The sequence below is a fragment of the Burkholderia sp. Bp9015 genome, assembly GCF_003853505.1.
GTDB lineage: Bacteria > Pseudomonadota > Gammaproteobacteria > Burkholderiales > Burkholderiaceae > Burkholderia.
Genome location: NZ_QTPZ01000031.1, coordinates 27,334 through 43,002, shown reverse-complemented (window position 1 = coordinate 43,002; position 15,669 = coordinate 27,334). Strand labels below are relative to the sequence as shown.

Annotated in this window: 13 protein-coding genes; 8 read left to right on the top strand and 5 right to left on the bottom strand. The window is 67.1% G+C overall.

Features of this window, described 5'->3' with window-relative positions:
• The first annotated feature begins 1 nt into the window (after position 1).
• The 4 genes from DIE12_RS27805 (at position 2) to DIE12_RS27790 (ending at position 4,364) form a co-directional block, all read left to right on the top strand.
• A complete protein-coding gene (locus DIE12_RS27805; protein ID WP_044847579.1) occupies positions 2–766 on the top strand; it encodes a flagellar motor protein in 765 nt (254 codons plus the stop codon).
• A gap of 18 nt (positions 767–784) precedes the next feature.
• Positions 785–1,462 (top strand): OmpA family protein, encoded by a 678-nt coding sequence (locus DIE12_RS27800; RefSeq protein ID WP_124520332.1) that lies wholly within the window; start codon positions 785–787, stop codon positions 1,460–1,462.
• A 149-nt stretch (positions 1,463–1,611) separates the two neighbouring features.
• Entirely contained in the window at positions 1,612–3,474 is a 1,863-nt protein-coding gene (locus DIE12_RS27795; protein WP_124520331.1) for a methyl-accepting chemotaxis protein, read from the top strand.
• Between the two features lie 101 nt (positions 3,475–3,575).
• Positions 3,576–4,364, top strand: coding sequence for a hypothetical protein (locus DIE12_RS27790; RefSeq protein ID WP_124520330.1), 789 nt, complete (start codon positions 3,576–3,578; stop codon positions 4,362–4,364).
• Positions 4,365–4,508: 144 nt separating this feature from the next.
• On the opposite strand, the gene wecB is transcribed toward DIE12_RS27790, so the two are convergent.
• Positions 4,509–5,726 (bottom strand): non-hydrolyzing UDP-N-acetylglucosamine 2-epimerase, encoded by a 1,218-nt coding sequence (gene wecB, locus DIE12_RS27785; protein ID WP_124488785.1) that lies wholly within the window; start codon positions 5,724–5,726, stop codon positions 4,509–4,511.
• A 1,272-nt stretch (positions 5,727–6,998) separates the two neighbouring features.
• On the opposite strand from wecB, the gene glmS reads away from it, so the two are divergent.
• The 4 genes from glmS to DIE12_RS27765 all read left to right on the top strand — a co-directional run bounded on the left by glmS (position 6,999) and on the right by DIE12_RS27765 (position 10,808).
• Positions 6,999–8,816 carry a glutamine--fructose-6-phosphate transaminase (isomerizing) gene (gene glmS, locus DIE12_RS27780; RefSeq protein ID WP_124520329.1) on the top strand — a complete coding sequence of 606 codons (1,818 nt, stop codon included), beginning with the start codon at positions 6,999–7,001 and terminating at the stop codon, positions 8,814–8,816.
• Between the two features lie 543 nt (positions 8,817–9,359).
• Positions 9,360–9,563 carry a cold-shock protein gene (locus DIE12_RS27775; protein WP_006485974.1) on the top strand — a complete coding sequence of 68 codons (204 nt, stop codon included), beginning with the start codon at positions 9,360–9,362 and terminating at the stop codon, positions 9,561–9,563.
• A gap of 280 nt (positions 9,564–9,843) precedes the next feature.
• On the top strand, positions 9,844–10,068 hold the full coding sequence (locus DIE12_RS27770; RefSeq protein WP_044847573.1) for a hypothetical protein: 225 nt from the start codon (positions 9,844–9,846) through the stop codon (positions 10,066–10,068).
• Positions 10,069–10,397: 329 nt separating this feature from the next.
• Entirely contained in the window at positions 10,398–10,808 is a 411-nt protein-coding gene (locus DIE12_RS27765) for a TIGR02594 family protein (protein ID WP_124488821.1), read from the top strand.
• Positions 10,809–10,950: 142 nt separating this feature from the next.
• On the opposite strand, the gene DIE12_RS27760 is transcribed toward DIE12_RS27765, so the two are convergent.
• The 4 genes from DIE12_RS27760 to DIE12_RS27745 all read right to left on the bottom strand — a co-directional run bounded on the left by DIE12_RS27760 (position 10,951) and on the right by DIE12_RS27745 (position 15,573).
• Entirely contained in the window at positions 10,951–12,387 is a 1,437-nt protein-coding gene (locus tag DIE12_RS27760) for an efflux transporter outer membrane subunit (RefSeq protein ID WP_124520328.1), read from the bottom strand.
• A 16-nt stretch (positions 12,388–12,403) separates the two neighbouring features.
• On the bottom strand, positions 12,404–13,978 hold the full coding sequence (locus DIE12_RS27755) for a DHA2 family efflux MFS transporter permease subunit (RefSeq protein WP_124488781.1): 1,575 nt from the start codon (positions 13,976–13,978) through the stop codon (positions 12,404–12,406).
• A gap of 13 nt (positions 13,979–13,991) precedes the next feature.
• Complete coding sequence (locus tag DIE12_RS27750; RefSeq protein WP_124520327.1) at positions 13,992–15,080, bottom strand: HlyD family secretion protein; 1,089 nt, start codon at positions 15,078–15,080, stop codon at positions 13,992–13,994.
• 61 nt (positions 15,081–15,141) lie between these two features.
• Entirely contained in the window at positions 15,142–15,573 is a 432-nt protein-coding gene (locus tag DIE12_RS27745; protein WP_044847568.1) for a MarR family winged helix-turn-helix transcriptional regulator, read from the bottom strand.
• Positions 15,574–15,669: the final 96 nt, after the last annotated feature.

The window sequence follows — 15,669 nt, the reverse complement described above, 5'->3', positions numbered from 1 at the left end:
CATGGACCTGTTGACCCTGGCCGGCGTGCTGCTCGGCGGTGTGGCGATCGTGTTCGGCTTCGCGCTGGAAGGCGGACATTTTTCAATGTTGTTCCAGTTCGAAGCGCTCGTGATCGTGCTCGGCGGCACGCTCGGCGCGGTGATGATCCAGAATACGTGGGCGCGCTTCTTCGATGCGGTGAAGCAGCTGCGGCTCGCGTTCGTGCGCGCGCAGGAAGTCGACCGCAAGCACCTGACCGACCTGCTGGAGTGGGGCGATCGCGCGAAGCTCGACGGGCTGCTCGCCTTCGAATCGATGGACGTGAGCGGCATCCATCCGTTCGCGCGGCGCGGGCTCGAACTGCTCGCGAACGGCGTGTCGACCGCGGTGCTCGAGGACGCGCTGCAGCGCGAGCTCGACGCCTACGAGCGCAGCCGCCTCGCGGCCGCGCGCGTCTGGCACCAGGCCGGCGGCTATGCGCCGACGTTCGGCATTCTCGGCTCGGTGCTCGGGCTGGTGCAGGTGACGAGCCATATTCTCGAACCGGCGCAGCTCGGGCCGGGCATCGCGGTCGCGTTCATCGCGACGCTCTACGGCCTCGCGTTCGCGAACCTCGTGTTTCTGCCGCTCTACGGCAAGCTGCGCGCGCAGATCGACAGCGAACTGCGGTTCCGCAAGCTGTATCTCGACGGCTTGCTCGCGATCTCGCGCAAGGAGTCGCCTCACACGATCGAGACGCGGCTGACCGGCGACGTGCGCGGCCGCGCGGCGGAATCGCTCGCATGACGCACCGGGAGCTTCGACATGACCGCTCGAACTGACGGCGCGCGCGCGGGTTCGGCCGCGGCCGGGCGCGACGACGATGAGGCCGAAGGCACGCAGTCCGGGCGCTGGCTGATTTCCTACGCGGATCTCGTCACGACGCTGATGGTGCTGTTTCTCGCGCTGTACGTGCTGCAGCTCGCGAAATACAACGCGCTCGATGCGCGTTATCAGACGCTTGCGCGGCATGACGGCGGGACGGCAAGCGCGCCCGACGCAGCGACCGGGCGCATGCCCGCGTGGCTCGCATCGCTCGACGCGCTGAAGACGACCGGCCGCATCTCGCTCGTGCGCGCGCCGCACGGCATCGAGATCGGCATCGACGCGAAGATCCTGTTCAACGTCGGCGATGCGCGCTTGCTGCCGGACGCGACACCGGTGCTGAGCCAGATCGCGCAGGCGCTGAGCGCGCATGCGAGCGGCGACATCCTCGTCGAAGGGCATACCGACAGCGTGCCGATCGCGAACGCGAAATACGAGTCGAACTGGGAGCTGTCGTCCGCGCGGGCGGGCAGCGTCGTGCGCTATCTGGCCGATCGCGGCGTCGCGCCGCACCGGCTCGCCGCGATCGGGCGGGCCGATACGCAGCCGCTCGTCGCGGGCGACGATGCGGCCGCGCGGGCGCGCAACCGGCGGGTGACGATCTTCGTCGCGTATTGAGCGCGCGAATCTCGACGGGCGCGCGACGGCCGCCCGTCGACGACATATCGGATCTCGGATGACGAACATGTGAACCCGGCGATGCGATTCCGCGCGTGCCTGCCGATAACCCAGGCTGGCTCAGACCGAGCGGTTATCGAGGGTTCCCCATGCATTTCTGGCGCAAGCTGTCCATTCAGAACAAGCTGATTCTCAGCATGACGAGTTGCCTGCTCGTGTTCGTCGCGATTTCGAGCGGGTTGAGCGTCCGTCTGATCGGCAACGCCGTGCGCGATCGCGTCGTCCGCGAGGAACTGCCGACGGCCGTGAGCGGCATCCGCGCCGACGTGCAGCGGCAGATGGCCGGGCCGATTGCCGCGTCGCGCCTCCTTGCGCGCGATGCGTTCCTGCTGCAATGGGAGGCCGACGGCGAACCCGATGCCGGCACGCGCAGCTGGATTCAGCTGGCGAAGAACGTGAAGGACGAGCAGAAGGCGGCGTCCGTGCAGTGGGTGTCGGTGAAGAGCGGCAACTACTACAACGAAGCCGGCCTGCAGCGGAAGGTCACCGACCAGGATCGGTGGCTGACGGATTTCCTCGCGTCGGGCAAGGCCTACGAGGTGAACATGGACCGCGAGGTCACGGCCGGCGGCTACATGATGTTCATCAACAGCCGGGTGGAGCTCGACGGCACGCCGATCGGCGCGGCCGGCATGAGCCTGTCCGTCGACGCGCTCGCGAAGGGAATCGCCGCATACCGGATCGGCGACACCGGGTTTGCGTACCTCGTGCGGCCGGACGGCGCGATCATGATGCATCGCGATGCGTCGCTGATCGACGGCAAGCACTTCCTGAAGGACGAACCGGGCCTGCCCGGCGACGCATCGTCGACGCTGCTGGCCGGCAAGCCGTATGCGACGCTGAGCTACGACGGCGACGGCGGCGCGCGCTTCATCGCGACGTCGTTCGTTCCGGAGCTGAATGCGTACGTGGTCGTCGAAGTGCCGCAGGCCGAGCTGCTCGGGCCGGTGACGCGTGCGATTCGCAGTGCGTCGCTCGTCGCCGCGATCGCGGGCCTCGGCGTCGCGCTGGTCGTGATCTGGCTGGTCGGGCGTGCGATCGCCGCGCCGATCCGCCGCGCGGCGACGCTGCTGTCGGACATCGCGAGCGGCCAGGGCGACCTGACGCGCCGGATGACGGTCGAAAGCCAGGACGAGGTCGGCCAGCTGTCGGACGCGTTCAACCGTTTCGTGTCGTCGTTGTCGACGCTCGTCCACCGGATCCGCGCGGCGTCCGCGTCGATTGCGACCGGGTCCGCGCAGATCGCGTCGGGCAATGCCGACCTCAGCGAACGCACCGAAGGGCAGTCGGGCAACCTCGAGCGGACGGCTTCGTCGATGGAGGAAATCACGGCGGTCGTGCGCAACAACACCGAAACCGCGACGACGGCCGCGCAGCTGATCACCGGCGCCGCCGACACGGCGACGCGCGGCGGGCAGGTCGTGGGCGAAGTCGTGACCACGATGGAGCAGATCAGCGATGCGTCGCGGCGGATCGCCGAGATCATCGTGATGATCGACGGCATCTCGTTCCAGACCAACATCCTCGCGCTGAATGCGGCGGTCGAGGCCGCCCGCGCCGGCGAGCAGGGGCGCGGGTTCGCGGTCGTCGCGGCGGAAGTGCGGAACCTCGCGCAGCGCAGCGCGCAGGCGGCGAAGGAGATCAAGGCGCTGATCGAGCACAGTGCGGGGACGGTGAGCACCGGGTCGCGGCTCGTCGGCGAGGCCGGGAAGGTGATGCGCGATGTCGTGTCGCAGGTGCAGGGCGTCAGCGCGATGATGAGCGAGATCGCCGAGGCGAGCCTGGAGCAGAGCGCGGGCATCGACCAGATCGGCGATGCGGTGCAGTCGCTCGATCAGATGACGCAGCAGAACGCGGCGCTGGTCGAGGAAAGCGCCGCGGCCGCGGAGAGCCTGAAGCAGCAGGCGGCGGATCTGACGCGCCTGGTATCGGCGTTCAAGGTAGATGAATAGCATCCGCGCGACGTTAGAATGACGCGTTTCTGGGGGACGGCTGCCGTGGGGATACGGTAGCCGTTTTCGCTGTCGGCGCGGGAATCGGTGACGTCATAAAAATGAAGCGCATTTCAAGACTGAAGATCGGGGTGGGGGCGGTGGTGGTCGCGGCGGTGCTCGCCGCGGTCGGGGCGAAGGTGATCGCATCGCCGGCGGATGCGTATCTTGCCTATCGGAAGCAGGCCGCGGCGGCCGTGGCGGCGGCCCGGATGGAGGATCGGGCGGGCCTCGACCGGCAGTACACGGCCGACGTGAACGCGCGGCTCGCCAAACTAATTGGCACGGTCAGGGCGAGAGGGTTCGTTGCGCAGGCTGAGGGCACGGTGCAGAGCGTTGGCCCGGTCGACGGGATGCCGCCGGGGCCGGACGGGTTGTCCTTCAAGTCGGACGACGGCAAGACGCATCTCGTCGTGACGACCGTTCCGCTGCTGAAGGCCTGGGCGAGCACGGCGGACGCCGGCATCAAGCCGACCGACGACGTCGCCGCGATGTTCGGCAACGAAACGCTTTACACGCACGTATTCAGCGACGATGCCGCCGCGTTTCGCTTCGCCGAGTTGCCCGTCAAGCGGCAGCCGGCCGACGGCGTGGTGAAGGCGTGGCTGCTGGGCGAAAGCCAGGACGGCGTGCCGGACGGGCCGAACACGCTGGCCGTGTCGGTCCGGCAGGGCCAACGCGTCTATATCCTGTGGCGGGGCGTGACGCTGCGCCCGATCGCGGCGTGCGGCGCGGCGCGCGTGCCCGAGAACGCGCGGCAGGCGTGTTTCGCCAGGCAGGTGGGGACCCAGCGGATTTATCCGCGGCTGGTCGCGCAGGCGCAATCGATGGCCGATGCCGTGGTCCGATAGCGGGATAGCGGGCGGCAGACACGGGTCGCAGCCGTCGCTCGCACGGCGCGATTCGACAGCGCTGGATGGAGGTTCGCGTCCGACGAATGACGGTCGGCGACATCACGCGTCGCCGACCGTCGGCATGCCGTCCGGCGAGCGACTTCAACGCGAGCGCAACGCCTGCAACCCCAGGGTGAGCGGGTTGAACGGCATCTCCGCGGCGCCCATCGAAAAGCTCGTCGCCTTTGCGGTCGCCCCGGGCGCGTGCATCAGCGCATGAACGATCCGCTCGCTCGCATGGCCGTCGCCATACGGATTGCTCGCGCGCGCCATTTCCTCGTACGCGCTGTCGCTGTCGAATAGCCGCGACGCCTCCCAGACGATCCGCTCCTGGTCCGTGCCGACGAGCCGCGCGGTGCCGGCGTGGATCGCTTCGGGCCGCTCGGTCGTCTCGCGCGTGACGAGCACCGGCTTGCCGAGTGCCGGCCCTTCCTCCTGGATGCCGCCCGAATCGGTGATGATGAAGTGCGAGCGTGACATCAGGAATACGAACGAAAGATATTCCTGGGGTTCGATCAGGTAGATGTTCGGTACGCTGCCGAGCAGCGCGCGCGCCGGCTCGCGCACGTTCGGATTCAAGTGCAGCGGATAGACGAACTGCGCATCGGGATAGCGCTTCGCGAGCGTGCAGAGCGCCTCGCAGAAATGCCGGAATGGTTCGCCGAAACTCTCGCGGCGATGGCCTGTGATCAGCACGACGCGGCGCGACGCTTCGAGAAACGGAAAGTGTGCGGCGACCTTGTCGTGGAGCGCGCTATCGTGGTCGAGCATGCGCTTGACGTCGTGCAGCGCATCGATCACGGTGTTGCCCGTCATCACGACCGCACCCACCGGCACGCCTTCGCTGAACAGGTTGTCGCGCGCCTGGCCGGTCGGCGCGAAATGCCATGACGACACCGCATCGGTCACGCGGCGATTCAATTCCTCCGGCCACGGCGACCAGATGTCGCCGCTGCGCAGGCCCGCTTCCACGTGCCCGACTGGCAGATAGCGGTAGAACGCCGCGATACTGACGGCCAGCGTCGTCGTCGTGTCGCCGTGCACCAGCACGACGTCCGGACGCAAGTCGTCGAAGACGGTCCCGATCGCCTGAAGAATGCCGGTCGTCACGTCGGTCAGCGTCTGGCTCTGACGCATCAGGTTGAGATCGTAGTCGGGCTTGATGTCGAACAACGTGAGGACCTGATCCAGCATTTCCCGATGCTGGGCGGTCACGCATACGCGGGCATCGACATCCTTGCGCGCCTTCAGCGCGCGGACGAGCGGCGCCATCTTGATGGCTTCCGGTCGAGTTCCGAACACAAGCAAGATCTTTTTCATCGATGTCCTCGTTGAGCATCTTCGCGCCGGAAGATCCGGCGTCTGGCGCCAGGCATGGTTGCAGGCAACCCGTCCCGTCCCCGCATGTATCGGCGCCAGTCGCGCGACATGCAGCGGTATTGCGGGGCGAGCGCGCCGTTTTTGTCCGCGTGGTCTGCGCCACGCAATCGTCGAACTACGGCCGTCCCGTTGCACCTCGTCAATCACGTCATGAGCATTTCTCGCTGTGTCGATCGCCATGTCTGCCGGTCAGGCCGCGTACGTTTCCACGTCGCTGCGCGCCCGCACCCGTTCCTCCTTCCGATAGAGCAATATTCAAACCAGTGGCCCTGTGGCCGGCCCCGCTTCGCGCCGCACCGGTGGAATGCCAGGGAACGTTTCACAATTGCTACGAGCGCGATTGCGGCGCCCTGCCGCGGTGCGGGTAAAAATCCGACCGTTTGCGCCATCGAGCCGGTCACGTCATGCGGAGGATGGCGACTTGCGTCGCGCGCTGGCTGCCGATCGAACCGCATGCGCCGTGTCACGCGCCTCGGAGCGTTTCGACATGCGAGTTTTGTCCGGGCAACCCGGGGGACGTCGTCGGCTGCCACGCAGTGGTTCCGCACGAAGGATGACCCTGACGAATCGCGGCGCTCGCATCGTCCGTAGCGGGCGATGCGAAATGTTGCGTATCTGTAACGACCGCCCGGAGCCGGCCGGCCATATCCGCACGTCGGTTGGTCGATGTGTGCCATGCCGCGCACGGAGCGTTGCCGGACAAGAGCCCTGCAACGACAGCCTGCAGCGGTCGACCAGCAGAAAGGGTGGCGCGCGACGTTTCGGTTCACTGAAGGCGGAAGATCCCGCTAGGGGGGAGGTGAACCCTGATTCACCGGTGAATCAAAAACACGCGATCCGTGCCGCGAGCCCGTCGATCGGGTACCCGCAGGCCATTGCATCACGGGGCAGGGCGATCCATGGCTCACCGCTTGCTTTGTTCAGGAGGACAGGCGTGCCCGTCCGAGTTCGAGCGACGACGGAAGGGCGGGGATACCGATACGACAAACCTGCCAGGCGCGACGACACGTGCCGGGCGGGCGGCGTGCAGGCCGCGCTTGACCGCGCATCACGGCAGGTTGCCGACGCGACGGAGTGTGCCGGCCATTACGCCGATGCCGCCCCGCTCGCTCCCGCCCATGCGGGTTCACGATGGCGAAGACAACGGTGACCGGATCGCGTTGATACAGAAGCGCACGGTCGATCAACGGAAACAGGGGAAGGAGACGTGTCATGTGTGGCATCGTCGGCGCGGTCGCGCAACGGAACGTCGTTCCGATTCTGATCGAAGGTTTGCGCCGCCTCGAGTATCGAGGCTACGATTCATGCGGCGTGGCGACCGTCGTCGACGGCCAGGCGCGCCGCGAACGCAGCGTGTCGCGCGTCGCCGATCTCGACGCGCACGTGCGCAGCGCCGGGCTGTCCGGTAGCACCGGCATCGCGCACACCCGTTGGGCGACGCACGGCGCGCCCGCCACCTGCAACGCGCATCCGATCTTCTCGCGCGACGAGATCGCGCTCGTGCACAACGGCATCATCGAGAATCACGAGACGTTGCGCAGGCAACTGTCCGACGAGCATTACCAGTTCGATGGCCAGACCGACACCGAGGTCGTCGCCCACCTGATCCACAGCAAGTACCACGGCGACCTGCTCGCCGCCGTGCGCGATGCGACGTCGCAGCTGCACGGCGCATACGCGATCGCGGTGTTCAGCAAGCACGAGCCGCAGCGGCTGATCGGCGCGCGGGTCGGCTCGCCGCTCGTCGTCGGCCTGAAGGACGACGAATGCTTCCTCGCGTCCGACGCGCTCGCGCTCGCCGGCATCACCGACCGCTTCATCTTTCTCGAGGAGGGCGACATCGTCGAATTGACGCCGGGCGGCGTGCGCATTCTCGAACGCGGCGGCACGCCGGTCGATCGTCCGATCCAGACCGTCTCGTCGACGCAAGGCTCGGTCGAGCTCGGACCGTACCGGCATTTCATGCAGAAGGAGATCTTCGAGCAGCCGCGGGCCGTGGCCGCGACCATCCCCGATGCGGGGCTGTTCGATCCGGCGGCGTTCGGCCCCGATGCCGCGCGCGCGTTCGAGCAGATCGACAACGTGCTGATCCTCGCGTGCGGCACGAGTCACTATTCCGGCCTGACCGCGCGCCGCTGGCTCGAGACGATCGCGCGCCTGCCGGCGCAGGTCGAGATCGCGAGCGAATACCGTTACAGCGATGCGCTCGCGCTGCCGAATACGCTCGTGGTCGGCGTGTCGCAATCCGGCGAGACCGCCGACACGCTCGCCGCGCTCAAGTATGCGCAGGCGCTCGGGCATATCGATACGCTCGCGATCTGCAACGTGCCGACCAGCGCGATGATGCGGCAGACGAGCCTGCGGTTCCTGACGCGCGCCGGCCCGGAAATCGGCGTCGCGTCGACCAAGGCGTTTACGACCCAGCTCGTCGCGCTGTTCATTCTCGCGGTGACGCTCGGCCGGTTGCGCGGCTACGTCGACGATGCGCAGCTTGCGCGCTATGCGACGCAGCTGCGGCGGCTGCCGGGCGCGCTCGACGACGTGCTCGCGCTGGAGCCGCAGATCGAGCGCTGGGCCGCGGAATTCTCGCGGCACGAGAATGCGCTGTTTCTCGGGCGCGGGCTGCATTACCCGATCGCACTCGAAGGGGCGCTGAAGCTGAAGGAGATTTCGTATATCCACGCGGAAGCGTATCCGGCCGGCGAGCTGAAGCACGGGCCGCTCGCGCTCGTGACACACGCGATGCCGGTCGCGACGATCGCGCCGAACGACGCGCTGCTCGAGAAGCTCAAGTCGAACATGCAGGAAGTGCGGGCGCGGGGCGGTCAGCTGTACGTGTTCGCCGATGCCGATACGCGGATCGACGGCAGCGAAGGCGTGTCGGTGATGAGGATGCCAGATTACTACGGGCTGCTGTCGCCGATCCTGCACGTCGTGCCGCTGCAACTGCTCGCGTATCACGCCGCGTGCCTGCGCGGCGCGGATATCGACAAGCCGAGGAACCTGGCGAAATCGGTGACGGTCGAGTGACGGGCAGGGCCGGCCGACGATTGCCGGCCGGCCCGCGCGGACGGTCAGCGCAAGGCCGCCGCCCGGGCCTTCACGATCTTGCCCCGCTGCAGCACGTACGCGACACGTTCGCCTTCTCCCGCGACGAGGCCGATATCGTCGAGCGGATTTCCGGCGAGCACGACGACGTCATGGGCGCAGGGAATCGGAGGAGGCTGTCGACACGATACGGGCGGATCGAACGGAAACCGGAAGGCGGGAAAATCGTTGCCGATCGGCCCGTTCGTGCGGAGATCATGTGCAACGCGCGCCCGGCCAGGCCACGCGCGCCGTCAGTCAGGGCCGCATCGCTTCGCCCGAACAGCGGGTCGCGGGGTAAAACAGTTACAAGTTAGCCGTTGACGCGCATCTCCCCGGCAGTTAGTGTGTGCGTCGAAGTCCAAGAAGTCCGATTGCTGTTCATCAATTGCTCGCTCTCCTCAGCGGTATTCGTTGTCCTCTCCCTCCTTGATGCTTCACGCGCTCTCCAGCAGGGCAAATCTTCATTTTTCTCAAGGAATCTTCATGGATACCGGTATCGTCAAGTGGTTCAACGACAGCAAAGGCTTTGGCTTCATCACGCCGGACAACGGCGGCGACGACCTGTTCGCTCATTTCTCGGAAATTCGTGCCGACGGCTTCAAGACGCTGGCCGAAAACCAGAAAGTGAGCTTCGAGACGAAGCAAGGCCCGAAGGGTCTGCAAGCGGCCAACATCAAGCCGCTGTAAAGTCTGAAGGGCCCGGCCATCCCACGATGGGCGCCGGGCCGCAGCGACATCCGCACGGAGCTTGGTCTCGTAAAGTTGGCGCGCTCGTTTCCGGCTGCGTCTGCTCATTGAGCCGCCAACCAGGCGCCATACACCTCGCTGCACTTCGTTCCCCCTCCGGCCGCAGCGCCGTATTTTCGCTTTCCGACTGCTTCGGGTTCAGCTCGCAATGGCGTTGGATCGGCGCATCCGTGCACATTTCGCACGGCACGCGCGCAGCCGAACATTATTAAAATTAAAAATGCAAAACACACAAAATCATCAATACAACGGCTATGCCGTCCGGCCCTCGGCGCATCGTTTGCCCGATGGCAGTTTTTCAGCCAACCTGCTGCTCGAGCGCATCGATAGCGCGTCTGTCGAAGGCCGCTACCGGTTCTATTCGCTCGATTACTTCGCGAGTGAAGCGCAGGCATTGCGGCACTCGGAACGCTGGGCACGCAACTGGGTCGATACGCGCGGTTAAAGGCAGCGCCGTGGGACCGGATACCCGACGCATGTGAGTCGCCCGGGCGCGCAACAATGCGCGCCCGAACCTCGCGTGCGATCGACTCCGTACCTCCCGACTGGAGCCGCGCGCTCGATTCGGGTTACCGGATTTTCCTTTCGACGCCGGCGGCGCATGACGCCATCCCGGCGTCGAAGCGGGTGGCGTACATGAGAGGCCTGGGCTGACCGAACGGTGGTGCCGACCTCCGCATCCGTGCGAAGATTGCACGCACATCACACTCGCCCGAGAACGACGTGACCCGAGCAAATCCTGAGCGCAACCCGGACGCCGCCGATCCGCCGTGGATGGCCGTCGCCCTGGCCGAACTCGGCATCCGCCGCCATCCGCCCGGCAGCGTGAACCCGCGCATCGTCGAGTACAACAACCGGACGAATCTGGTCGGCTACGACGACAAGATTTCCTGGTGCTCTTCGTTCGTCAACTGGTGCATGACGCATGCGGGCATCCGCGGCACGGGGTCCGCGCTCGCGCGTTCGTGGCTCGAATGGGGCCGCCCGCTGGACCGCCCGGTCTACGGCTGCATCGCGATCCTGACGCGTGACGATCCCGCGAGCTGGAAAGGGCATGTCGGGTTCTACTTGCGCCACGACGACGAGCACGTGCATCTGTTCGGCGGCAATCAGCTTGAAGAGGTACGCGAGCTTGCGTACCCGCTGAACGAAGTGATCGGTTACCGTTGGCCCGACGCGGGATGACCTCGTCCTCCGGCATACGCGAATTTGCAATCGCGTGGTTGGCGGCTTGCTTGATCGCGTTGTCGGTCGAATGCCCGGGATCGTGCGGCCGAAGAGCGGGGCCCCGGCACGTGTCGAGGCCGGCGCCGTATCGTGATCGCGCCTAGTTCTTCGCCACGGCTTCCACCTCGGGCCCACCGGCCGCATCATTCCTGCTCCACCCGCCCCCGAGCGAGCGATACAACGCGACCGCCGCCAGCGCATGCTCGCGCCTGACCTGGTTGAGCGCGTCCGAATCCCGCAGATACACCTCCTGCGCCGACAGCACGTCCAGAAAATCCGTCGCGCCGCCCTTGTAGAGCTGGTTCGCCAGCCCGAGCGCCTTGTCCGAAGCCGCGAGCGCGCTGCCGAGCCGCTGCGTCGCTGCATCGCTGCTGACGAGGTTCGCGCGCGCATCCTCGACCTCCCGCAACGCCTGCAGCATCGTCTGCCGCAACCCGAGTTCAGACTCGCGCATCCGGCTTTCGCTCTGCGAGATATCGGCGGTAATCCGCCCCGCGTTGAAGATCGGGCTCGTCGCGCTCAGCGCCGTGCTGAACAGGTTGTCGGTCAGCGTCGGCAAGCCGAGATACGACGCGGCCAGAATCCCGTCCGTCAGGTTCAGCGAGAACTTCGGATACCGCTCGGCCTTTGCGACACCGACCTGTGCCGCGCGCCGCTCGACCTGTGCGTAAGCGGTCAGCACGTCCGGCCGGCGCAGCAGCGCCTGCGACGGCAGCGTGGCGGGCGACCCGGCCGGCGGCGCCGGAATGGCGCCGGCCTGCGCGAGCACGAGCCGGTCGACCGATTCGGGCGTGCGGCCCGAATACACGGCGATCAGGTTGAGCTGATGCGCGATCTGCGCCTGCGTCGGCGGAATCCGCGCCTCCAGCGCATCGAGCTGGTTCTGCGCGCGCGTGACGTCGAGTTCCGTCGACAGCCCGAACGCCTGCCGCTTGCGCGTGAGTTCGAGCGCATGCCGGCGGATCGCCGCGTTGTCCTCCAGGATCTTCAGTTCCTGCTGCGCCCAGCGCAGGTCGACATAGGCGGATGCCGCATCGGCCGCGAGCGCGAGCCGCATCGCGTCTTCCGCATGCTTTTGCCCGACCAGCTCGGCCTGCGCGGCCAGCAGGTCGAGCCGTTCGCCGCCGAACACGTCGGGCGACCAGCTCAGCGCGAGCCCCGCACCGGCCTGCCGCACGTAGCCGAGCGGCGGCGGCGTGTTCTGGCGCGCGTCGGCCGCATGCGCGGTCGCGTCGAGTTCCGGCAGCAGCACCGCGCGCTTCTGCACGGTCAGCGCCTGCGCCTGCTTCACGCGTTCGGCGGCGGCCTGCAGATCGAGGTTGCCGTCGAGCACGGTCGCGATCAGCCGGTCGAGCACGGGGTCGTTGAACTGCGCCCACCACGCGGCGGCGTCGATGTCGGCGCGCGGCACGTCGGTGTCCCACGCGGCGGGCGCAAGCGACTGGACGGAATCGTGCAGCGCGGGATGCTGCGCGGGCTGCACCGCACACCCTGCGGCGAAGGCGCTGACGGCCAGCGCGACGAGTAGCTTTTTCATGATGACGACCTTGGCTTCAGTGCGCGTCCGGCGGCGGCGCGTTCAGGGTGATGGGACGGGAAAACGCGACGGCGACCAGCGCGACCACGAAGCACAGCGACAGCACGTAGTACGCATCCGCGTAGGTGAGCGTCAGCGCTTCCCGATAGATCAGGCGGTGCAGGTTCGCGAGGCCGGCCTGCGCGGTATCCAGCGTGTTGCCGGCCACCGAGGTCCAGTACGCGGCCTGACGGTCGAGCAGCGACGCGACTTGCGGCTCGCCGGCGCTCACATGCTCGTTCAGGCGCAGGTAGTGGAAGTTCAGCCGGTCGTTGAGCATCGTCGCGCTCACCGCGATGCCGATCGCACCGCCGAGGTTGCGCATCAGGTTGAACAGGCCGCTCGCCGATTTCAGTCGCGACTGCGGCAGCGAGCCGAGCGCCATCGTCACGATCGGCGGCACGCTGAACTGCTGGCCGATGCCGCGCAGCGCCTGCGGCAGCAGCAGTTCCCGCCAGCCCCAGTCGTGCGTGATCGGCGTGTACAGGTAGCAGCCGAGGCCGAAGCAGATCAGCCCGAACACGAGCAGCGCGCGCATGCTGAAGTAGCGCGCGGCGAATGCATACGCGCAGAGCGCGAGCAGCTGGAACGCGCCGACCGACAGCAGCGCGATGCCGATCTGCAGCGAACTGAACGCCCGCACCTGCGCGAGAAACAGCGGCGTCAGGAACACGGTGACGAAGATCCCGATACCGGTCACGAACGACAGCAGGCTGCCGATCCCGAAGTTGCGCACGGCGAGCGCGCGCAGGTCGACGATCGGGTCTTCCGCGGTCAGGGCGTGCACGATGAACAGGAAGCCGCAGATGGCGGAGATCCACGCGCAGAACACGATCACGTGATCGCCGAACCAGTTCTTGCGCGGGCCTTCCTCGAGCACGTATTCGAGGCAGCCGAGGAAGCCCGACATCAGCACGATGCCGAGATAGTCGCCGCGCTTGACGAGGCTCAGGTCCGGTGCGTCGATGTGCACGTAGCGCGGCACGAGCGCGGCCACCGCGATGCCCGGCACGAGGTTCAGGTAGAACAGCCAGTGCCACGACCATTGATCGGTGATCCAGCCGCCGATCACCGGCCCGATCGCCGGCGCGAGCGACGCGAGCGCGCCGATCGTCGTCGACGCGATCAGCCGCTGCTTGCCCGGGAACAGCACGAACGCGGTCGTGAACACGGTCGGGATCATCGCGGCGCCGAGCGCACCCTGCATCCCGCGGAACAGGATCATCGAGTTGATGTCCCACGCGAGCCCGCACAGCATGCTCGTGATCGTGAAGCCGACCGCCGACGCGGTGAACAGCCAGCGCGTCGACATCACCTTCGACAGCCAGCCCGACATCGGGATCACGATGATCTCGGCGATCAGGTAGGCCGTCTGCACCCACGACAGCTCGTCCTGGCTCGCGGAGAGCCCGCCGCCGATGTCGCGCAGCGACGATGCGACGATCTGGATGTCGAGCGTCGCCATGAAGAAGCCGACGCACATCAGCGCGAACGCGAAGACGCGCTGCCTGGTCGGTTGCGACGCGGGGTCGCCGGAAATCGCGGTGGTCATCGCAGGCTCCCGTTCAGTTCGCGTGGTCGGTATGCACGGTCACGACCGCGGAGAGACCGGGGCGCAGCACGTGCTCGATGCCCGGCTGCGGATCGAGATGCACGCGCACCGGCACGCGCTGGACGATCTTCGTGAAGTTGCCGGTCGCGTTCTCGGGCGGCAGCACGCTGAAGGTCGCGCCGGTCGCGGGCGCCAGGCTGTCGACGCGGCCGTGGAGGCGCGTGCTCGACGCATCGAGCGTGACATCGACGCGATCGCCTGAGTGCATCTTGCGCAGCTGGTCTTCCTTGAAGTTCGCGTCGATCCACAGCCCGGCCGCGGGCACGACCGTCAGCAGCGGCACGCCGACGTTCGCGAGCATCCCGACGCGGCCAGTGCGGTTGCCGACGTAACCGTCGACCGGCGAGCGGATCGTCGTGTACTCGACGTTCAGCGCCGCGACGCGTTGCGCGGCGAGTGCCGTGTTCACGCGGGCCCGCGCATCGGCGAGCTGCGCGCCGAGCACGTCGAGCTGCCGCTTCGACGCGAGCAGCGCGGCGTCGCTGCGTGCGACGGCCGCATCCGCCTTCGAGTAATCGGCGTCCGCGCGCTCGACGATCTGGTTCGACACCGCATCGGATTTCACGAGCTCGCGGTAGCGCACGCGATCGGACGACGCGCGCGTGAGCTCGGCCGACGACGCATTCCGGTCCGCCGCATGCTGGCCGATCACCGCGTATTGAAGTTGCTGCTTCGCTTCGAGTTCGGCCACCGCGGAGCGCGCGCTGTCGACTTCCGCGCTCGCCTGCGCGAGCTTCGCATCGTAGTCGCGCGCATCGAGCTGCACGAGCACGTCGCCGGCCTTCACGCGCTGGTTGTCGGTCACGAGGATCTTGTCGACGAAACCGTTCACCTTCGGTGCGAGCACCGTCACGTCGCCGCCGACATACGCATCGTCGGTGCTCTCCTGGAAACGCAGCACGAACAGCCAGTCGAGCGCCGCGGCCGCGACCGCGACGACGACGGCGGCCACCGCGATCCGCATCCACGGCACGCGGCGCTGCTTTGCCGGCCGGTCGGTTGTGGCTGCCTCGCGGGAGGCAGCGGCTTGGGTCGTTTCCATCGATTCACCTATGTATATGCACTTATTGAAACGACCGACGACGCGTCGCCGATCGGGGAAGTTAGCGTTCCGGCAGGTTGTGCGTGATCCGGAACAATTCGTCTCTGAGGCGGGCCGCCTGCGCCGGTCCGAACCGCTGCTCGAACGCTTCCTGCGCGGCGAGCCAGTGCACATGCGCGTCGGCGATCTTTGTTTCGCCGTGCGCGGTCAGCGCGAACGTCTGGCGGCGGCAACGCGGCTCGAGCCGGCCCGTGACCAGCGCCGCGCCGACCAGCGGCTTCAGCGCGCGCAACAGCGCGGTGCGCTCGATCACCAGCACGGCCGACAGCGTCGCCATCGTCAGGCCCGGACGCTCCCGCAGCAGCGCGAGAATGCTGTACTGCGACGGCGTGACGCCCGCCCGCGACAGGTAGCGCTCGTAGAACTGCGAGATTCGCCGGGCGGCTTGCCGGACCGCGAAGCAATCGTCATCGATAAGCGTGGACTTGTGCATGTGCACATATTAGGTGCCCACGCGATGCGAAGCGAGCGGCGAGACAGGATCAGATTGGTGCCGTGGCTGTACCAATCGGCGGTGGAAAGGTGCGTT